The following is a 21,697-nucleotide window of genomic DNA, read 5'->3' as shown; positions in this document are numbered from 1 at the left end:
CACTCTGTGAGCGAACTCATTCGCGTACCTGACATCGGCAGCGGTGAAGGTGAAGTAATTGAACTGTTTGTGAAGGTCGGCGACCGAGTCGAAGCTGACCAGAGCATTCTGACGCTGGAATCGGACAAGGCGAGCATGGAAATTCCTGCGCCGAAGGCCGGTATCGTCAAAGCGATCAAAGTGAAGCTGGGCGACCGCCTGAAAGAAGGCGACGAACTGCTGGAGCTGGAAGTCGAAGGTGCCGCTGCTGCGGCCCCTGCGGCTGCGGCTGCACCCGCTGCAAAAGCTGAAGAGAAACCGGCTGCTGCGCCTGCCGCCGCCGCTGCTCCAGCTCCAGCAGCCGCGCCTGCTGCCGCTTCGGTTCAGCAAGTGCACGTGCCGGACATCGGTTCGGCGGGCAAGGCCCAGATCATCGAGATCCAGGTCAAGGTCGGCGACACCGTCGAGGCTGATCAATCGCTGATCACCCTGGAATCCGACAAGGCCAGCATGGAAATCCCATCGCCTGCCGCTGGCGTAGTCAAGAGCATCAGCGTCAAGCTCAACGACGAAGTCGGCACTGGCGACCTGATTCTGGAACTGGAAGTGGCAGGTGCTGCGGCCCCGGCTGCTGCCGCGCCAGCTCAGGCTGCTGCACCGGCTGCCGCTGCTCCGGCGCCAGCCGCTGCGGCCCCAACTGCACCAGTTGCCGACAGCGTTCAGGACATTCATGTCCCGGATATCGGTTCGTCGGGCAAGGCCAAGATCATCGAAGTACTGGTCAAGGCGGGCGACACCGTCACCGCCGACCAGTCGCTGATTACCCTGGAATCCGACAAGGCGAGCATGGAAATTCCATCGCCTGCCGCTGGCGTGGTGGAAAGCATTTCCATCAAGCTGGATGACGAAGTCGGTACTGGCGACCTGATTCTGAAGCTGAAAGTCAAAGGCGCTGCACCTGCTGCTGCCCCGGCGACCGCCGCTGCTGCACCGAGCGCTCCTGCCCCGACCGCAGCGACGCCTGCTGCTGCGGCACCTGTCGCACCCGCGGCTGCACCGGCCAAGCCAGGCGCCAAGGTTCACGCTGGCCCGGCGGTACGCCAACTGGCCCGTGAATTCGGCGTCGAGCTGAGCGCGGTCGGCGCAAGCGGCCCGCACGGTCGTGTGCTGAAAGAAGACGTGCAGGTTTACGTCAAAGCCATGATGCAGAAGGCCAAGGAAGCACCGGCCGCTGCCGCTGGCGCAACCGGTGGCGCGGGCATCCCGCCAATTCCGGTCGTGGACTTCAGCCGCTTCGGCGAAACCGAAGAAGTGCCGATGACCCGCCTGATGCAAATCGGCGCGTCGAGCCTGCACCGCAGCTGGCTGAACATTCCGCACGTGACTCAGTTCGATTCGGCTGATATCACCGACCTGGAAGCGTTCCGCATCGCTCAGAAAGCCGTCGCAGAGAAGGCCGGCGTCAAGCTGACCATCTTGCCGCTGCTGCTCAAATCCTGCGCGCATTTGCTTAAGGAACTGCCGGACTTCAACAGTTCGTTGGCGCCAAGTGGCAAAGCGATCATCCGCAAGAAGTACGTGAACATCGGCTTCGCAGTCGACACGCCTGAAGGCCTGCTGGTACCGGTCATCAAGAACGTCGATCAGAAGAGCCTGTTGCAACTGGCAGCCGAGGCCGCTGTGCTGGCCGCCAAAGCCCGCGACAAGAAGCTCACCGCTGACGACATGCAAGGCGCCTGCTTCACCATTTCCAGCCTCGGCCACATTGGCGGCACCGGCTTCACGCCGATCGTCAACGCGCCGGAAGTGGCGATCCTCGGTGTTTCCAAGGCAACCATCCAGCCAGTCTGGGACGGCAAAGCCTTCCAGCCGAAACTGATGCTGCCACTGTCGCTGTCCTACGATCACCGTGTGATCAACGGCGCCGCTGCTGCACGCTTCACCAAGCGTCTGAGCGACCTGCTGGCGGACATCCGCACCATCTTGCTGTAACACCGACGGCCCTCCTTCACCGGAGGGCCTGTCGCGTTCCACGTTTTCCGAGCGCCACGCTCGTACCTCAACCCCGCCAATTTGGCGGGGCTTTTTTTGCCTTGAATAAAGCATCTTCCTACAGTCGTGGTTTACATCGCCCACAACTCACGGCGACTTTCGCTCGATATTTTTTGCTGTTTAATAACTAGGCTTAGTTCGACAGAATTTTCTTATAAATACTGAAAACCTCACTTGCTTAGTTAACGTTATTTCGAACGGACTCGAACATGCTCAAACCAACTGTCGGCCCTATTATTGGCCATACTACAACTAACCACGTACGTATTTTTTTGCGCGGAGAACTTCAGGGTAACTCACTGGTATTTGCCGGCATTCGTTATCGGCGCGCGGGAGAAGAGCGTTGGTCGCAAGGTGTCTTCGCCAAACTGTCGATCTTGCGCGATATGTCCGATGTGATTGCACTCAACAACCTCGCCACCGACACCGAGTACGAATACCAGGCTGGATGGTTCAGCCCCATGAGTCCGGTGCACACCGTGGAGACCGTTCAGGAACTGCCGCTGCAATGGCCACGGGAGATTTATCGCTTTCGCACCCTGCCCAGCAAGGCCAGCACACCGCGGGCGTACATCGTCGGCTCATGCCGCTACCTGCGCATGACCGCAGGAATCCCTTCGGCACCTCGTCTGGGCGACCGGATTTTTGCCTCGATCACCGAACTTGCGCAGCAGGCCGAGCCGCCCATCAGCGCGATGTTGATGACGGGTGATCAAATTTACGTCGATGACCTGAACGTTATTGCACCCGACCGGGAATACAAGGAAATACTCAGCAAGTATCGCGCGGCGTTTTCCCAGCCGAATATCGCCAGGTTAATGTCCAACATCTCGACTTATATGATCCTCGACGATCATGAAATAGAAGACAACTGGCCCGCCAACGAAAGCAAGGCCGACGCTTATTTATATAAGAATGCCATGGCAGCCTATGAGATATACCAAGCCAGCCACAGTCCGGCACATGACTTATTGGCTAACGGTCAAGTAAGCCGAAAACTGGAACAGTATTGGTATCAGTTCGCCGACGGCGATATTGAATGGTTTGTCACCGACAGCCGAACCCGTCGCAACTTGTCGGCCGATGATCGCCGCATCCTCGACGATGAGCAGGAACAGGCGCTGTGCAAATGGCTGATTCACAGCCCGGCCCGGGTCAAGTTCGTGGTCACCAGCGTGATGTTCTACCCCGACCGCACACTCAACGGTGATGACGCCTGGAAAGCCTTCCCGGAACAACGCCTGCGGTTGCTGGAGACGATTCGCACGCATCGCATCAAGAACGTCATCTTCGTTTCCGGTGATGTCCACGGATCCCTGACCAGTCGCTTGACCCACAGCGAGGATCCCGACTTCGACGTGCACACCATCGTCTCGTCACCGCTGTGCAACAGCAAATTGCTGCCGTATGCCTCCGCGTCCACCTTCATTCTCGATCAGGCGCTGGCGCGTACCGCAGCAGGAGATTATCGGCATGAATTGACCAGCAAAGTGGTTAGCGAAGACAACTTTGCCCATCTGGTGGTGGATCGGAAGCAGATTCAGGTCAATTACCACGACCGGAACGGCAAGCGCCTGCAATCGATCAACATTCCGTTGCGATAAGGAAATGAAGGCCAAATGCATTAGTTTTCGGCTCAGGCTGGAGAAATCTTCGCCCCTGCCGACATATTCTTATAGCACTTGGCCTTCATGTCTCTTGTCAGTCAGTGTCGCAATGATGCAACCTTGCCGCAGACAACAGTAAAGAGGGCGAGAGCCCGGCGCGATCAGCACATTCGAAGCGAGTTTCCCTCCATATGAAGAGCCAACCCGATGCCGCCAGCCGTATGGTGGCCGAGGTAGTGACGCAGTTGCCAGTGCCCTCGCGGCTCGGCATGCTGCGTTTCGAACGGCTGAATGAAGCTAGCTGGGCGCTACTGTTTCTCGATCCCAATTGCGAACGACAGTTTGGTCTGCCGGCCGTGGAGCTTTGTGCCCTGGTCGACTCACCGTATGCCAGCCTGATGGAGCCCGAAGCGCGCTATCAGCTGCACGACGCGATTCAGCAGCAACTCAGCGACAGCCCGCATTACCTGATCCGCTACAACCTGCACACCGCCAAAGGCTCCCTGAGCCTGCTCGAGTTGGGCGAAGCCTACCGACAACACAATCGACACCTGCTGCGCGGTTACCTGATGGTCGTGGACGGTTTGTTCGAGGGTGCCCCCCTGCTGCCGTCGCTGGACCTGGAAACCCAGAACTCGCGCCTGCAAATCGCCCTGGAACTCAATCAGCGCGCCCAGCTGGAACAACTGCAGCATCTGGATCGGGTCCGCGCCCAGCAAGACTTGATCCTGCTGCTGACCCGCCAGCGCTACAGCACCAACAATTCCCTGCAAGAAGCCGCCGAACTGATCACCCGCTGCGCCTGCGATATCTACGAAATCGACTGCGCCAGCCTGTGGAACCTCGACGGCTCGATGCTGGTGCCGATCTCGGCCTATCACCGTGCCTCCGGGGTTTACCAACTGCCGGATCCGATCGACGTCAGCGGCTTCCCGGATTACCTCGACGCCTTGCACAGCAGCCGCGCCATCGATGCGCACAACGCCATGCGCGACCCGCGCACCCGGGAAATGGCCGAGAGCCTGCGCCCACGCGATGTGAACGCGATGCTCGACGCCAGTATCCGCGTCGACGGCCAGGTGGTCGGCGTGCTGTGCCTGGAACAGACCGGCGCGACCCGCGCCTGGCAGTCGGACGAAATCGCCTTCGCCGGCGAGCTGGCCGATCAGTTCGCCCAAGTCATCAACAACCACAACCGCCGTACCGCCACGAGTGCCTTGCACCTGTTCCAGCGTGCGGTCGAGCAAAGCGCCAACGCCTTTTTGCTGGTCAATTGCGATGGCGTGGTGGAATACGTCAACCCAAGCTTCACGGCGATCACCCAGTACACCACCGAAGAAGTCCACGGCCAGCGGCTGTCGGAACTGCCGGCCCTGGAAAACCTCAGCGAACTGCTGTTCGACGCGCCCTCGGCGCTGGCCAAGAGCAACAGCTGGCAGGGCGAGTTCAAGAGCCGCCGTAAAAACCTCGAACCCTACTGGGGCCAATTGTCGATTTCCAAGGTCTACGGCGACAACCGTGAGCTGACGCATTACATCGGCATCTACGAAGACATCACCCAGACCAAGCTCGCCCAGCAGCGCATCGAGCGCCTGGCCTACACCGACAACCTGACCAATCTCGGTAACCGCCCGGCGTTCATCCGCAACCTCGACGAACGCTTCGCCCGAGACACCGATACACCGATCAGCCTGCTGCTGGTGGACATCGACAACTTCAAGCGGATCAACGACAGCCTCGGCCACCAGACCGGCGACAAACTGCTGATCAGCCTGGCCCGGCGCCTGCGCAACAGCCTGAGCCCGAGCGGCAGTCTGGCGCGCTTCGCCAGTAACGAATTCGCCGTGCTGCTGGACAACACCGACATGCGTGCCGGCCAACAGATCGCCAATCAATTGCTGGCGACACTCGACAAGCCGATGTTCGTCGACAACCAGCTGATCAGCGTCACCGGCTCCGTGGGCCTGGCTTGCGCGCCGCTGCATGGCCGCGATCCACAGACATTGATGCGCAACGCCGGCCTGGCGCTGCACAAGGCCAAGGCCAACGGCAAACATCAGGTCCAGGTGTTCACCGAAGCACTGAACGCCGAGGCCAGCTACAAGCTGTTCGTCGAGAACAACCTGCGCCGCGCCCTGACCCAGAACGAGCTGGACGTGTTCTATCAGCCTAAATTGTGCCTGCGCAGCGGTCGCCTGCTGGGCATGGAAGCGCTGCTGCGCTGGAACCACCCGGAAAAAGGCATGATCCGCCCGGATCAGTTCATCAGTGTCGCCGAAGAAACCGGCTTGATCATCCCCATCGGCAAATGGATCGCCCGCCAGGCCTGCCGCATGAGCAAAGACCTGACCGCCGCCGGCCTGGGCAATCTTCAAGTGGCGATCAACTTGTCGCCCAAGCAGTTCTCGGACCCGGACCTGGTGGCGTCCATCGCCAACATCCTCAAGGAAGAAGCGCTGCCAGCGAACCTGCTGGAGCTTGAGCTGACCGAAGGCCTGCTGCTGGAAGCCACCGAAGACACCCACTTGCAGCTCGATCAGCTCAAGCGCCTGGGCCTGACCCTGGCCATGGACGACTTCGGCACCGGTTATTCGTCACTCAGCTACCTGAAAAAATTCCCGATCGACATCATCAAGATCGATCGAAGCTTCATCCACGAAATCCCGGACAACCAGGACGACATGGAAATCACCTCCGCCGTGATCGCCATGGCCCACAACCTGAAACTCAAGGTCGTGGCGGAAGGTATCGAGACCGCCGAGCAGCTTGCGTTTTTGCGGCGTCACCGTTGCGATGTCGGCCAGGGCTACCTGTTCGACCGCCCCATCCCGGGCGCCGAGCTGATCGAAAAGCTCAAGCGCTACCCGCGCGGCCCCATCGCCTGAAACTGGCTGAATGCTCTTTCTGCCTAGACATAAAACCCTGTGGGAGCGGGCTTGCTCGCGAAAGCGGCGTGGCAGTCGACATCGTTGTTGCCTGACACACCGCCTTCGCGAGCAAGCCCGCTCCCACAGGGGTAGTGATTAACTTGGCATCATTGGGCAAACTGCGTGTCTGACAATTTACATTCAACCTGACTGAGGGGACTGATGATGGTCTTGCGCTCGGAAATCCTGGTGAACAAAAACGTGCTCCCTACCAAAGAACAAGCTCTGCCTGGCCGCGAAACCCCAATGAACCTGCCGGAAAAACACTTCGTCCACGACGCCCCGCTGCTGGGCCCGTTCGCGATGGACGTGGATTTCGCGATCTTCGGCCTGGGCTGCTTCTGGGGCGCGGAACGCAAGTTCTGGCAACGCGAAGGCGTGGTCAGCACGGTGGTGGGCTACGCCGGCGGCTTTACGCCGAACCCGACGTATGAAGAAGTCTGCTCGGGCCTGACCGGGCACAGCGAAGTGGTGCTGGTGGTCTATGAGCCGGCAAAAGTCAGCTACGAAGCGCTGCTGAAAATGTTCTGGGAATTGCACAACCCGACGCAAGGCATGCGCCAGGGCAATGACATCGGCACTCAGTATCGCTCGGTGATCTATGCGACCAACCCGACTCAACTGGCAGCCGCCAATCACAGCAAGGACGTGTTCCAGGCTGAGTTAACCAAGGCAGGCAAAGGCGAAATCACCACTGAGATCGACGAAGCGCCGACGGTCTACTTCGCCGAGGCGTATCACCAGCAATACCTGGCGAAAAACCCTGAAGGGTATTGCGGGATTGGCGGTACGGGCGTGACCTGCCCGATATAAATCTCGGGCCCTGAAAAGCTTCGCGGGCAAGCCTCGCTCCTACAGGGATCGATGTCTGAGCACAATTTTGTGATCGACATAAACTCCTGTAGGAGCGAGGCTTGCCCGCGAATGCGTCCTGTCAGACACCATCAAGGCATCTGATCAGCTATCAACTCTCAGCAATCAACCAATCCATCTGCCACCCACCCTGGGTCTGCCCAAGCTTCTTGGACAACCACGGCAGCAGTTCACGTAATTCCTCTTCCAGCCCCCACGGTGGATTCGCAATCGCCAACCCGGACCCGTTCAAACTGTTCGGCGTATCCAGCGGATGCACCAGCAACTCCACGCGCAACAACTTCGGCGCGCCGCTACCTGCCAAATCCTGATAAAAACGACGCAACAGGCGCTGGTCCTTTACCGGATACCAGATCGCCGCCACCGTTTGACGCATCCGGCCAATCGCCTCTTTCAGCGACGCCGCACACCGCTGCATCTCATCGAGCTGCTCGAACGGCGGATCAATCAACATCACCGCCCGCTTCTCCTGCACCGGCAACATCGCACGCGGCACATGCCAGCCTTCGCCCAGATGCACCTTCACCCGACGGTCGCCGGCCATGTTGTCCTTGAGCAACACGCCATCCTCGGGGTGCTTCTCGTTAAGCATCACCCGATCCTGCGGCCGCGTCAGACGCCGCGCCAACTCCGGCGAACCCGGGTAATAGCGCAACTGGCCATCCGGGTTCATGTCGTGCAGCACCTTCATGTAATCGGCGGTCAGTTCCGGCAGATCCGGCTGATCCCACAACCGCGCGATGCCTTCCAGGTACTCACCGGTACGGCTCGCCTGATCGCCCTGCAAGTCATACAGACCAATGCCGGCGTGAGTGTCGAGATAGGCAAACGGCTGCTCCTTGCGCGACATCAGGGCGATGAGGCGGGTCAAAGTCAGGTGTTTGAACACATCGGCGTGATTGCCGGCATGGAAGGCGTGACGATAATTCATGATTGCTCCTGCGAAGGCCGGGAAGTTTACCTTGTACGGCGCCGAACGTCAGGGGTTCGCGGCTGAGCGGGCAGTTGCCGCCCACAATCCCTGTCCAGACACATCCCCTGTGGAATAGGGCTTGCCTCACTAATCTGCAAAGCAACCCAAGAATATCCCAGCCACCCACAAACCCTGTGGCGAGGGGGCTTGCCCCCGTTGGGCTGCGAAGCAGCCCCAAAACATCCCAGCCAACCACAAACCCTGTGGCGAGGGAGCTTGCTCCCGCTGGGCTGCGAAGCAGCCCCAAACCCAGCACCACTGGTTTGTCAGACACACCGCAGCGCGTGGCTTGGCGACTGCTCCGCAGCCGAACGGGAGCAAGCTCCCTCGCCACAAAAGCCATCCAGCCCTTATTCCGAAGGCCGAGCCCGCAATCGCCGTCCAATCACATCCAGCACATCACACCCATCCCGCAACGGAATGGCACACAGCAGCGCAAAATCGCTAAGAATGAACGACTCACACTCGACCGAACCGCGCATCGACAGGTTCTCCAGCACTTGCGTGACGGCGCGAATTCGATAGTTGGCAGCGTCGTATAAAACATCGAGTGGCGCGTGGGTATCGACGAACAGCGTGGGCATGTGGGTGCAGTTGCTGGTGAGGGCCATGAAGCGGCTTTTAGGGTGGGGAATAGGCTTTTCGTAAGGTGGATCGGGGTGAAGATTTTTCATTATTGAAACCTCTGGTAGAAGTGGAGCTACCATCGGCCTTCCTACAGGCTTGGGTGGCAGCTATACGCGGGGTAGGAATATCGAGACCAGAGAACTCGACCACACCGAAGCGTGCCCGCGCACAGCCGCCGCAACTGATCTTACGGACGCACGTTGACGGCCGCAATTCAAGTGTCGACGCCAAAGCGTCCTCTCTAGTCTTGAAGGGTTCCTACACCCCATCACTGAATTTTCAGTGACGACCAGAGACTATCGATGGAACAGATCTCCTACCAGTTCATGGAAACCGCCGCGACTTGAAGGAAACTTCCGACGAGTTTGCCCAGAAATTTCGCTCTGGTTCAGAGCTCCCATCTACCAAGTGGATTGGTCTTCAAGACCCGCTTTGTAGTGGTCTAATGAAACCGGACACCCATATAGGCGAGAATGCTCGCCAGATCGAGGTGTCAGATGACCAAACAACGCCGTTCCTTTTCCGCTGAGTTCAAGCGCGAGGCTGCCGACCTCGTGCTCAAGCAAAACTACAGCTACATCGAAGCCAGCCGTTCACTCGGCGTCGGCGAGTCGGCCCTGCGCCGTTGGGTTGACCAGGTTCAGAAGGAACGCCAAGGCGTTACTCCGCAGAGCAAAGCGCTGACATCAGAGCAGCAGAAAATCCAGGAGCTGGAAGCCCGGATCGCCCGCCTTGAACGGGAGAAATCGATACTAAAAAAGGCTACCGCGCTCTTGATGTCGGAAGATCACGAGCGTACGCGCTGATCAATCAGCTGAGCGTCCACGAGCCGGTTGATTGGCTGTGCCAAGTGTTTGAAATCAACCGCTCAAGTTACTACGCCCACCGCCTCAAGCGTCGAACGCCTGATGTCGAACGGCTTCGGCTACGCAGCCGGGTGAGCGAGTTGTTTTCGCAAAGTCGCAGTGCTGCCGGCAGCCGTAGCATTCTCTCGTTGATGCGTGACGATGGTGAGCAACTCGGTCGGTTCAAAGTACGCAGCTTGATGCGTGAGCTTGACCTCGTGAGCAAACAGCCAGGGTCTCATGCTTATAAACGGGCGACGGTTGAGCGGTTGGATATCCCGAACATCTTGAATCGGGAGTTCGATGTCCCGGCACCCAACCAAGTGTGGTGCGGCGACATCACCTACATTTGGGCTCAGGGGAAATGGCATTATCTGGCTGTCGTGATGGATCTTTGCGCGCGCCGGGTGGTGGGCTGGGCGTTGTCGGAAAAGCCGGACGCCGAGCTGGTTATCAAGGCGCTGGATATGGCCTACGAACAACGAGGAAGGCCTCAGGGCCTGCTGTTTCACTCGGATCAAGGGTCGCAGTACGCGAGTCGTTTATTTCGCCAGAGGCTGTGGCGTTATCGCATGCGCCAGAGCATGAGTCGCCGGGGAAATTGCTGGGACAATGCGCCGATGGAGCGCGTGTTCCGCAGTTTGAAAACCGAATGGATACCGACTCTGGGTTACAGAACGGCCCAAGAAGCCCAGCGCGATATCAGCCATTTCTTGATGCATCGGTACAACTGGATTCGACCCCATCAATTCAACGGTGGGCTGGCGCCAGCTCGGGCCGAAGAAAAACTTAACGTCGTGTCCGGGATTAGTTGACCACTACACTTTGTGAAGATCATCTTTCCACTCGATAGTTGCCAACCGATAAACATCTTCAAAAAAAGCTCTCGTATTTTCCATCTCATCCCACCCACAGGGAAATGAGGAGTACGCCTCTGGCGTCGTACTTAAAAAGCGACTGAAAGTCGTAGTTTTTATCCTCAAGCGTCTTTTCCAAACATTTATAAAGCAAAAAACGGTGTCGATAGGTACGATTTCTAACCAGACAATACTTGAGTATTAACTCCTCCCTGTCCGACGGATCATTCGGATTAAATTTCTCTAACCCCTCTCCAAGTGTTTCTTCACGATCATAAATATCGAAACAACCCAAAAAATATGAAGGTGTCGGTATATATGGCTGCTGAGTACCAGGATCAACAAACATAATCCTCCTCACTTGATCGGATACAACGTAAATGGAATAACAATAAGGGGACGAATCTATTTAATTCGATATCGGCAGCACGCTTATTTACCAAAACCGTTCACTCAACCATTTTCACATTAAATGCCTCAAGATCTAACGCCGCCCAGCACCTGTAATAAAAATCACGATTACTCTCTGAATGATCATGTCTAAAATCAAGAAGCTGTTTGTAAAGGGACTGTATCGCTGGCTCTCTTATAAATTTCATACTATCCAAAACCAAGCTCACCTCATAAACCTCCTTTGCTCGGCTTTCCATTTCACGCAAATAATCATCTTTAGATTTGATTCCTAGAAAGCGTGAGAAATGAAATGGAAGCTCACCACTCGATCGAAAAACCCGTAAAAAAATTGTCACAAGCTTATCTACAAAATAGCCCCGACAGGAGCATCCTGGATCAGCAGCGAATTCTAACAACCCTTTAGCGCCAAAAATTCTTACAACGGCGTTATCAAAGCTCGCAGTATCTCCGTCGCAATCACTTTCAGATACCTCAATAACCGCCCGTCCATAGGCCCATTCAGTGATTAACTCACGCGTCAGTCTCTGCCCAGACATCTGTATTATCTACCCGGCTGAATTGAGTTGCTTTTGGCACTCTGCATCACCACGCTTTTTGATCTTCAAGACTAGCTTTCAGAAGGTCCTCTTTCCAAATCTCTGTAGCCAATGTGTACACGTCTTGAAGAAAATCCCGAGGATTCTCTAGCTCGTACCACTCACTACGAGGCCAACTTAATGCTTCACTATCATCAATCTCAAACAAGTGCTGAAAGTCGCAATTTTTATCATTCAATTTTGCAGCCAGATTCTCCACCAATAAAAATCTATGTCTATAAGACAAGTAATCCAAACTCAAACAGTATTTCTTAATCAGCTCTACCCTATCATCGCGATCGTTAGGATCGTAAACAACAAGCTCTGCACCATAAGTTTCTTCCCGATCATAGACATCCAAAACACCAATGAACCACATCAAATCCGGCTCAAATTCCTCACCTAAAAATGGATCACGCAACATTACTTTCTCTCCGTTGGAAAACCTGTAAATGGCCGTGTTTTGTCTTGCTTATCAAATTTAACTTCAAACCAATTCAAATCCTCATTTAAAATTGGATTGTTATTATCTTTTTTATTCGGCCTATACCCACGACCTGCCCCAGGCAGTTCCATTCTCACTATCGGGGTTTTATTATGATCAAATCCAGTGTGCGGACTTAAACCTAACTCCACCCTTGTCATCGCCTTATTTAAAGCATTGAAATGAACCCGCCAGTTACTGAACTGAGAGCTTAAACTTCCTTTCGGCCCCTTTGGGGTAAGCTCGCCCGTTTGAGGGTTTGCACCATCAATAGCCCGCTGTTTAAGTGCAGTATCAGATATCTCCGAGCTGTGCTTTTCAACAGTGTGCATGTTGTGTTGCCTCTCCAGTTTCTCAACCCTCTTCTTCGCATTTGCCTCAGCCAACTCATCAATCCTCGCCCGCCGCTGCTCAGCCGTCAGCTTCGGCAGCGGCGGCTCACCCTCATCAACCTTAACGCCAGTCGTATCATCCGGCGCCTTACACCCAGTCTTACCCGATTGCGGGCAATTCCCGCTCAACCCCAACGGATCAACCCACCCCGTCGGATTCGGCGTGTACTGGTACTGATTCAGCCCACCAGCCAACTTCACCGGATCCGGTGTCAGGTACCGTCCAACCTCCGGATCATAGTACCGATGCCGGTTGTAATGCAGACCGCTCTCCGCATCAAAGTACTGCCCCTGAAACCGCAACGGTTGCTCAAGCTGCTCTCCCCCGCCGAACGTCTGGTGCGTGACTTTGCCGTAGGCGTTGTACTTCGCCGACCACACGATCTCGCCACCAAAATCGGTCAGTTCCTGCGGCGTACCCAGGTGATCGAGTTGGTAGTAGAACGGGCAAGCCTTGCGTGGGCCTTTGCCGTCGAGCATGGCAAGCGGGCGGAAGGTGCCGGGTTCGTAGACGTAGCTGCGGTAGTGTTCGCGGCTGCTTTCGGCGATGAGGTTGTCGCCTTGCCAGAAGAACTCGGTGGTTTTGCCGTCGAGAGTTTTGGTGATGCGGCGGCCGAAGGCGTCGTAGCGATAGCTTGTGCAGCGGCCGTCCGGGGTCGTGACGCCGACCAATCGGTGTTGGCAGTCGTAGCGGTATTCGGTGACGAGTTTTTGCGCGGTGCCGCGGCGCTCGCGGATGAGGTTGCCGAAGGCGTCGTAGTCGTAATGCCGGTCGCCCTGCATCAGCAGGCGATTACCTTTAACGGTCGCCAAACCGGGCCGGTCCTGCATCAGCAAATTGCCCGCAGGGTCGTGGGCGAAGCTTTCCGGCGGGTCGTCGCGGGTGTGGCGCACGCGGGTCAGACGGTTGAGCGGGTCGTAGTGGTAGTTGCGTTGGCCGTGGCGGGTGTCGGCGATGTTGTCTAAATTGCCGCTGGCGCCGTAGGCATAGTCGCGGCGATACAGCGTTTGCTGCTGCTGTCTGACAGCGTGGGCCTTTAATCGGCCTTGATCGTCGTAGGCATATTCGCTCAGCAGTTGACCTTGCTGACGATGCTGCTCGCGACCGAAGGTAAATTGGTGGGTGGTGAGCCGCGCGCCGTTGAGGTCGATGGCGGTCAGCGCGCCGCCCTTGGCGTGGTGGTAATCGAGTTTGCTGCCATCCGGCAGGCGCAGGCGATTGAGCTGGCCGCAGGCGTCGTAGCCATAACGCAACGTGCCCCAGCCCTGATGCTCGGTGATCAGGCGATCCTGATGGTCGTACTCGAATTCCAGCGGGTGGTCGTGGCCGTCATCGACGTCGATCAGTCGGCCGAGGCTGTCGTAGCGGTATTCGACCTTGATGCCGTCGGGCAGCGTTTTGACCAGTAGACGGCCGGCGGTATCGCGCTCGTATTGCGTGACGAGCTGCGAGCCGTCGTCGCCGAACTCGGTTTTTTCCAGCAGGTGGCCGTTGAGGTCGTAGGCATACGCCGTGCGTTGGCCGTCGAAGCCGGTTTCCTGTCGGATCAATCCATTGGGCGTGTAGTCCAGCTGATACTTTTCGCCGGATTCGTTTTCGATCTCGGTAAGAAGCAGCTGCGCGTTGTCGTAGCGATACTTCAGCTGGGTGCCATCGGCATTGATTCGGCGGCTGACCAGATGCAGATCGTCGACGTATTCGTAGCGCGTAACGCGGCCCAGTTCGTCGCGTTCGGCGGTGATTTTTCCGTAGGCGTTGTAGGTAAAGGCGCGAACGGCACCGGTAGGCAGCGTCGTTTGGATCAGTCGGCCAACGGCATCCCATTGAGACTTCGTGATCGTACCGTGTTCGTCCTGCCGGGTAATCTGCCGCCCCAGCGCATCGTAGGAAAACCGCCGTACACCACTGTCCGGCAGCGTCTCTTCGACCAGTTGCCCCAAGCCATTCCAGACGAAGACATGCCGACTGGTGTCCGGGGAGCGGATCGACAGCAGCTGACCTTTTTCGTCGTAGTGATAGTGGGTGACATGGCCGTCGGGATCGGTCGCTTCGGTGACATCGCCCTGGGCATTGCGCTGATATTTCCACACGGCTTTGCCGCGATAACGTGCGTGCAGGAAACCGTTGCGGTACTCGTAGGACGTCGGCTCGTCTTGCGGCGGAATCAGCGCCACGAGGCGTCCGACTTCGTCGTAGCGGTATTCGGTGACGGCGCCAAGCGGGTCTTGCTCGGCAGTCAGCCGGCCCTGGTCGTCGTAGGCCTTGAGGTGTTCGCCGCCATCCAGTTCGACCTTGCGCACCAGCCGCGCTCGGTCGTCGTGGACGTAAACCTCTTCGCTGCCATCGATGTTGTGGACGGTGACGCTGCCCTCGTCATCCCAGGTATACCGCGCATCCATCTGCGCAAACGACGCCCAGTGGCGGATGCATCGGGCAGCCTTGCCGGACCTTTCCCACTCCCAGAAGAAACTCGCCCCACCGGCCAGTTGCCGCTGAAGAATGACGTGCTGATCGTCGTAGTCGTAGCGCTCGCTTTCGCCGGCGGCGTTGGTGGCCTCGATGAGTCGACCGCGTTCGTCGCAGCTGTAACCGACCAGGGTCTGCTCGGTCTGCCACGCTTCTTCGAGGGTTTGGGCCGGGACAAAAATCTGATAGTCGACGGCAACCAGATGGCTGCGTTCATAGCGCAACAGCAAGGCTCGGCCGGCACCGTTGTCGAGGCGCTGGATGCGGCCCTGGCGGTCGCGGGTGATGCGCAGGCGGTTGTCGTAAGCGTCACTGATGGCTGTGAGAAAACCATGATGAAAATGGTAGAAACGTGTCTCCTCGCCGGCCTGGGCGAGGATCAGCTCTTCAGGTTCATTGCCGAGGTAAATTGCCGCGCGCGAGAGGCTGTTGTGGATCGCCGGGCGTGCCCTGTTCGGCAGCGGGAAGGTGGTGCGACGGTTCTCGTGGTCGATCCAGGTGACGGTGTCGCCGTTGATTTCCAGTCGATGGGAGAGCGAATGGCTCCAGCCAAATCCGAGGCCGACATCGATTTCAGCGGCACTTGTGCGATAGAGCCGGGTGAAGTCGAACGGCAGGATGCCGTCCAGCGAACCGTCGGTGAGGGTCAGCAGTTCTTCGCCGGTGACCATCGAAACCGGGCATTTGTTAGTGGCGGTTTTATCGACGGGGTCGGCGCTGTCGCCGTTGGGGTTTTTCGCCTGATCCGGAACGTTGTCGTGATGTTCGTTTTGCTTGAGCGTGGTATTGCGCTTGGCATCCCATCGCAGTTGCATGCGACCTTTTTTGAGGCCTGCCGCAACGCCGCGTGCGGCGACTTTTTTGTAGCGGTCGACGTAGTTGATGAAGTTATTGATGATCGTGAAAATTGCTTTGACGAGGCGCAGAACAGCGCTGAGCAACTGCGCGGCCCGATCAGCCAGACGCATCGTCAAATAGGCAATTCCAGCCCCCGCCCCGGCAAAGGTCAGAACGATACCGATCAGGATGTCGATCAATAGCTGCACCACCACCGTCGAAACGGCTTCGGCGGTTTTACCGGCGATCTCGCTGGGCGGCAGCATGTCCAACCAGAGACTGGCGGAGCGCAACAGCAAACACAGCGCCGCTTCGTCGGTGGCCAGCAGCTGGGCTTTTTCCATGACCTTCGGTGCGATGTTCGCGAGCCTTTTCAGCTCTAAGGCACTCTCGCCCAACCGCTCACCAAACTTTCCGGGGTCCTTGAGGATTTCTGAAAGCAGACTGATGCCGTCCCACACGCCCTCGATGGCCGCCCAACTTCCCGCAAGCATTCCATTGCCTACAGCAACCGCAGACGATTCCGACCACTTCGGTTTAAACGTCTTCCACTCATCACGCAGCCACTTTTCCAGCTCCTTCGTCAGGCCGGCATAGGAAGAGAACAGATCTTCAACTTGCTGCGGTGTGACTTCGTCGTGAACGTGAATGCGGTAGAACTTGCCCTCTTTGCCCTCGAAGGTCCCTTTGCCATTTTCGTCGAGCGTGACCTGCTTTATCTCTCCGCTCTCAGCCGCAATCACATCGACCTGAATATTCCCCACGGGAATGTCATAAACCGATTCGAACTTGCTCTCGATCTCCAGCACCCCGCCCTTTGGGCACTGCACGACGGTGGAGATAAAATCGTCATCGCCGCTGCTCACAATGGTGCTGGCATTACCGAACCGAACGATCCGTTCCATCCCCATCAGCGAAGGCAAATCAGCCGTGTGACTGGCCTTGTCTGCCGCCAGGCTAAGCCAATGCTTTAGCTGTTCACGGTAGAGGGACAACGTGTTTGGAAAACCGTCGAGCTCCTGCTCGATGCGCACAATCTGATCCATCAGTTCAGCTCCGCCATCAGGTAATCCGCCAAGGCTTGTTTCGGTGCTTGAGGCAGGTCCGGCGTCTGCAGAAAGATCGCGACTTTGTGCCGCAACACCTGCTCAGAAAACGCTTCAAAAAGATCAGGACGGTCCTCGCTCAACCACTTCATCAAGTTGTTGATGCGGGTTATCGCGGACTCGGTGGCGAGGTCTTCGAGTAGCGATTCGCCAACTTCCCACCACGGAAAAACCCTGGAGGATTTCAACGCCCTGCCACCGATATCGAGCGGTTGTCCATTGATCAAACAGCGGTCAAGCACAGGCATTAAGTGCGCGGCGTTAACGTCGGCGGACTGAAGAATCGGCAACAGATAACGCCCATCCCAGAAGCGAAAAAACACCGCATTACCGTTGGGCAAGAGCACTTGTGTGAGGCTGCGTAGATGCTCGACCAATGCATCTTGAGAGGCAGAAGAAACCGCCAGCCAACCCCAGTCGCGAGACTCGGTCGTGGCAACCCACTCCAGAAACTCACCCTCAGCCGAGACGATTCCGACGTAGGGCATGACCGGCTCCCACTCGGCGTAAGCGGTGTCGGCCCAGATCGGATTAGGCGCTTGAGCGGCGACTGACTGCCGCCACGCTTTGAACGGCTCAGCCGTGCTGGCATTGCTGAAGATCGCGAACAGTTGTTCCGACGGTTTCAGTGGCTGCCGTTCCAGCCATTCACGAGGTGACAAGCAATCAGGCAGCACAGACACCGTCCTTGCAGCGCTCGCATTCTTCGCAGAATGGTGCATCGCTTTGCAGGCTCATGATCTGCGCGGCGCTCAGCAGGGCGGCCGGGGCGGCGACGAGTTTCAACGGTGTATTCGGCGACACGGGCGCCGCGGCCATCGGCGGCATCAACGCGCCACCGACCTGAATCGGCACGCTGCTGAAAATTCCACCAGGGCCAATGTTGATCCACTGCCCACCCGCCTGAATCGTCGCGCTGGCGCCACCGTCGATCACCACTTGCTGGCCAGCGCTGACATGGAATTGCTGACTGGCGGTGAGTGCCTGGCTCGTGACGCGGATGTGCCGGTCGCCGACCACCAGCAAGTGATCGTCGAGCTTCACTTCGGCCTGGCGCTGGCCGTGGGTGATGCGTTGTTCGTCAGCCTTCAGCTCATGGCGAGCGGTCCCCGTGACGACGATGCTGCGCTGGTTATCGACCTGCACCTGCTGATCGTTCAACACGTGCTGGGTCCAGTTTCGCTGGGCGCGCAGGTAGATTTCCTCGGCGCCTTTGCGATCCTCGATGCGCAATTCGTTGTAACCGCCGCCGCCCGGACTGCTTTGGCTACGGAAAATACTGCGGGTCTTGTCGGCGGGCAGATCCAGTGGCACCGGTGTTGCGGCGTTGGGCAGGCAACCCATTACCAGCGGTTTGTCGGCATCGGCGTCGATGAAACCCACCAGCACTTCCATGCCGACTCGCGGAATCAGCACGCTGCCGTAATGGTCGTGGGCCCAGCCCGTGGCGACCCGCAACCAGCAACTGGAATGTTCATTGAGCTGACCGTCGCGGTCCCAGGCAAGCTGGACCTTGACCCGACCGAACTCATCGCAATGGATTTCGCTGTCGACTGGGCCGGTGACCACGGCCGGTTGGTAACCGAGCATGCGGGGCTTTTCCGGCCCCAGCGGTGGGCGAAACGAAACGTCCCACGGCGTCACCAGAAAGGTATTGCGGTAACCCTGGAAATCATCCGGGTCGTCGCTGGTGGCGGACTCTTCCAGCACTTGCGGTTGTCGGCCACGGTGTTCAATGCCAGTGATCAGCCACAGATCGTTCCACGCCTGACGCGGATGCTCGGCGAGGTGCAGGAAATGTCCGCTGACCAAGGCAGCATCGTCGCCACGGCCTTCGGCTTGGCGGAAGTCCGCGTTGTGCCGCTCCAGTGCTCGCTGCGTTAGCTGTTTGCCATGCTCGCGGTCGGTGAATTGACCGGGAAAGTGGTAATCCTCCAGCACCGGACGCTGTTCGCTATCAACACGGCTTTCAAGTGTCAGACGCGGTTTCTGGAAGTCGTAATCGCGACGGGTGACCGCTGTGGTACGGGTCTCCAGGCGCACGTTGAAACGCTTGATGGCCGGCGCATCCGCTGCCATGCCGCTGCCCGGCAGGTACAACGTCGGCTCGGGCAGGCGCGGGAATACCGTCTGATCATCGCCAAACACCAGCAGATGCCCGTCGGGGCTGTGCTGGAAGTGGTAATGAATACCGATTTCGGCACACAGGCGCTGGATAAACGCGAGGTCGCTTTCGGCGTATTGCACGCAGTACTCGCGCGGTGAATAGTCGCTGCCGAGTTGAAACTCGAAGGCATCGCGCTGGATGCCATGGTCCTTGAGGACCTGCGCGATGATCGCCGGCACGCTTTTGTGCTGGAAGATCCGCTGGTTGATGCGCTGACCGAGGTAGGCCAGCCGCGGTACGAGACTGATTTGGTAGCCCGTCAGACGTTTCCCGGAATCGCTTTGACCGACGCGAAAGATCTGACCGTGTATGCCGCAACCTTGTGCATCGAAACTCAGAAAGGCCTGACGATGCAGCAGGTTTTCGAGCTCGATGTCCGGCCGGTCGCTGACCAGTTCCAGGTCAAAGCGGTAGGGTTGGCTGATGGCTTCCGTGCCCGTGAACTCAAGCACCTTGAGCTCAATCTGGACGCCGTCGATCGTCAACGTGAAACGCGGTTGATTGGCAGGAGCGAACATCCGATGTGTCTCTGCAGAATGAGGGCGGGCGATTCTGCATGAGCGACAAGGGGTGTTGAGGGAGGGACAGTAAAATCAGATTTGCCCTACTTTTTTAGGGATTTGTCCTTCAAAAGTTGGGATGTTTGGCTACAGACATTTCCTGCAAAAGTAGTGTGCTGCTGCTGATGGCCTCTTCGCGGGCAAGCCTCGCTCCTACAGGATTTGCGATTCGCCGCAAAACTGTAGGAGCGAGGCTTGCCCGCGAAGACGGCAACACTGACACCAAACCTTTCCTGCAAACCAAAAAAACGGCCCGCCTCCAAAGGAAGCGGGCCGTTTTGATGTTCGGCGAAAGGTCAGAGCCTTAGCTCATCCCCATCACTTGTTCAGGCGGAAATCAGCCTCGGCAGCGGCGAAGCGCTGAAGCATGCCGTGAGTCGGCGTGCCCAGTTTGCTGACGATGTAGATGGCCAGGCTGGCGAAGATGAAGCCCGGGATGATTTCGTACAGGCCCAGCAGTTCGAAGTGTTTCCACACGATCACAGTGATCGCGCCGACCAGGATACCGGCCAGTGCGCCATTACGGGTCATGTCTTTCCAGATCACGGAGATCAGGACAACCGGACCGAATGCAGCACCGAAACCGGCCCAGGCGTAGCTGACCAGACCCAGTACGCGGTTTTCCGGGTTAGCGGCCAACGCGATGGCGATCAGGGCAACCAGCAGCACCATGGCGCGGCCGACCCAGACCAGTTCCACCTGGGAAGCGGTTTTACGCAGGAAGGTTTTGTAGAAGTCTTCGGTCAGGGCGCTCGAGCACACCAGCAACTGGCAGCTAAGGGTGCTCATGACGGCAGCCAGAATGGCCGACAGCAGTACACCGGCAACCCATGGGTTGAAGAGGATTTTGGCCAGTTCGATGAATACGCGCTCTGGGTTTTCAGCCACAGGACCAGCGACTTCAGGGTGCGCGGAGAAGTAAGCGATGCCGAAGAAACCTACCGCGACGGTGCCGCCCAGGCACAGGATCATCCAGGCCATGGAGATGCGGCGAGCGTTAGCGATCGACTTGACCGAATCCGCCGCCATGAAACGCGCGAGGATGTGCGGCTGGCCGAAGTAGCCCAGGCCCCAGCCCATCAGCGAGATGATGCCGATGAAGGTGGTATTTTTCAGCATGTCGAAATTGCTTGGATCTTGCGCTTCGATGGCCAGGAACGTGGTATCGACGCCGCCGGTGGCCAGCAGCACGATGATCGGCGTCAGCAACAGGGCGAAGATCATCAGCGTGGCTTGTACGGTGTCCGTCCAGCTCACTGCCAGGAAACCGCCAACGAAGGTGTAGGCAATCGTCGCCGCAGCACCGGCCCACAGCGCGGTCTCGTAGGACATGCCGAAGGTGCTTTCGAACAGACGGGCGCCGGCCACGATACCGGAGGCGCAGTAGATGGTGAAGAACACCAGGATCACGACGGCAGAGATGATCCGCAGAAGGCCGCTTTTATCTTCGAAACGGCTGGAGAAGTAATCCGGCAGGGTCAGTGCATCGCCGTTGTGCTCGGTCTGCACGCGCAGACGGCCGGCGACGAACAGCCAGTTCAGGTAAGCACCGATGATCAGGCCGATGGCGATCCAGCTTTCGGACAGACCGGACATGTAGATGGCGCCCGGCAGGCCCATCAACAACCAGCCGCTCATGTCCGAAGCACCGGCGGACAATGCAGTCACGACGCTGCCCAGGCTGCGACCGCCCAGAATGTAGTCAGAAAGGTTGTTGGTGGAGCGATAGGCCATGAAGCCGATCAGTACCATTGCTGCGATGTAGATCACGAAGGTGATCAGTGTTGGATTGCTAACGCTCATTAAGTTACGCCCTGGCTTTGTTTTTATGTAGCGGCGGCTGGTGAACCGCGCGCAAACGACGACGTTTGACAGACGATTTCAGATCCCGCGCATTTATGACTGATGTTTCCCCAGGAAAGCCATCAGCCGGTACACCTGTCTTTTATGACCGG

The 21,697-nt window shown here is 57.7% G+C and carries 14 protein-coding genes; 5 read left to right on the top strand and 9 right to left on the bottom strand.

Translation table 11 applies throughout. The annotated features are described in order from the left end of the window. Positions 1-6: 6 nt before the first annotated feature. From aceF to msrA, 4 genes are all read left to right on the top strand, one after another. Complete coding sequence (gene aceF, locus ACA068_RS02465) at positions 7-1,971, top strand: dihydrolipoyllysine-residue acetyltransferase (protein WP_497307334.1); 1,965 nt, start codon at positions 7-9, stop codon at positions 1,969-1,971. 269 nt (positions 1,972-2,240) lie between these two features. Continuing rightward, entirely contained in the window at positions 2,241-3,635 is a 1,395-nt protein-coding gene (locus tag ACA068_RS02460; RefSeq protein WP_497307332.1) for an alkaline phosphatase D family protein, read from the top strand. Positions 3,636-3,829: 194 nt separating this feature from the next. Then, complete coding sequence (locus tag ACA068_RS02455; protein WP_497307330.1) at positions 3,830-6,523, top strand: putative bifunctional diguanylate cyclase/phosphodiesterase; 2,694 nt, start codon at positions 3,830-3,832, stop codon at positions 6,521-6,523. A gap of 207 nt (positions 6,524-6,730) precedes the next feature. Continuing rightward, positions 6,731-7,378, top strand: a complete 648-nt coding sequence (gene msrA / locus ACA068_RS02450) for a peptide-methionine (S)-S-oxide reductase MsrA (protein ID WP_497310528.1) — start codon at positions 6,731-6,733, stop codon at positions 7,376-7,378. A 151-nt stretch (positions 7,379-7,529) separates the two neighbouring features. Here the strand turns inward: msrA and ACA068_RS02445 are convergent, their stop codons facing one another. Beyond that, positions 7,530-8,369, bottom strand: a complete 840-nt coding sequence (locus ACA068_RS02445) for a 23S rRNA (adenine(2030)-N(6))-methyltransferase RlmJ (protein WP_497307328.1) — start codon at positions 8,367-8,369, stop codon at positions 7,530-7,532. 392 nt (positions 8,370-8,761) lie between these two features. Beyond that, entirely contained in the window at positions 8,762-9,085 is a 324-nt protein-coding gene (locus tag ACA068_RS02440) for a hypothetical protein (protein WP_497307326.1), read from the bottom strand. A 450-nt stretch (positions 9,086-9,535) separates the two neighbouring features. On the opposite strand from ACA068_RS02440, the gene ACA068_RS02435 reads away from it, so the two are divergent. Further along, positions 9,536-10,698 (top strand): IS3 family transposase gene (locus tag ACA068_RS02435; RefSeq protein ID WP_497302891.1). Its coding sequence is split into 2 segments (ribosomal slippage): positions 9,536-9,791 and positions 9,791-10,698, totalling 1,164 coding nucleotides; the frame shifts between segments, so codons are not numbered across the junction. 85 nt (positions 10,699-10,783) lie between these two features. Here ACA068_RS02435 and ACA068_RS02430 read toward each other — a convergent pair. From ACA068_RS02430 to putP, 7 genes are all read right to left on the bottom strand, one after another. Further along, positions 10,784-11,089, bottom strand: coding sequence for a hypothetical protein (locus tag ACA068_RS02430; protein ID WP_497307324.1), 306 nt, complete (start codon positions 11,087-11,089; stop codon positions 10,784-10,786). Between the two features lie 100 nt (positions 11,090-11,189). Further along, positions 11,190-11,690 carry a hypothetical protein gene (locus ACA068_RS02425; protein ID WP_497307322.1) on the bottom strand — a complete coding sequence of 167 codons (501 nt, stop codon included), beginning with the start codon at positions 11,688-11,690 and terminating at the stop codon, positions 11,190-11,192. A gap of 46 nt (positions 11,691-11,736) precedes the next feature. Then, positions 11,737-12,153: a hypothetical protein gene (locus ACA068_RS02420; RefSeq protein WP_497307321.1), complete on the bottom strand. Its 417-nt coding sequence runs from the start codon at positions 12,151-12,153 to the stop codon at positions 11,737-11,739. After that, on the bottom strand, positions 12,153-16,955 hold the full coding sequence (locus ACA068_RS02415) for an RHS repeat-associated core domain-containing protein (protein ID WP_497307320.1): 4,803 nt from the start codon (positions 16,953-16,955) through the stop codon (positions 12,153-12,155). The genes ACA068_RS02420 and ACA068_RS02415 overlap by 1 nt, the downstream gene beginning before the upstream one ends. Continuing rightward, complete coding sequence (locus ACA068_RS02410; RefSeq protein WP_497307318.1) at positions 16,955-17,692, bottom strand: DUF4123 domain-containing protein; 738 nt, start codon at positions 17,690-17,692, stop codon at positions 16,955-16,957. Before ACA068_RS02410 ends, ACA068_RS02415 begins: the two co-directional genes overlap by 1 nt. Next, positions 17,682-19,700, bottom strand: a complete 2,019-nt coding sequence (locus tag ACA068_RS02405; protein WP_497307316.1) for a type VI secretion system Vgr family protein — start codon at positions 19,698-19,700, stop codon at positions 17,682-17,684. The genes ACA068_RS02410 and ACA068_RS02405 overlap by 11 nt, the downstream gene beginning before the upstream one ends. A gap of 360 nt (positions 19,701-20,060) precedes the next feature. Further along, on the bottom strand, positions 20,061-21,545 hold the full coding sequence (gene putP, locus ACA068_RS02400) for a sodium/proline symporter PutP (protein ID WP_497307314.1): 1,485 nt from the start codon (positions 21,543-21,545) through the stop codon (positions 20,061-20,063). Positions 21,546-21,697: the final 152 nt, after the last annotated feature.

This window comes from Pseudomonas sp. LBUM1660 (assembly GCF_059695935.1).
The sequence above is the reverse complement of the archived record's forward strand: the minus strand, read 5'-3'. Positions and strand labels throughout refer to the sequence as shown.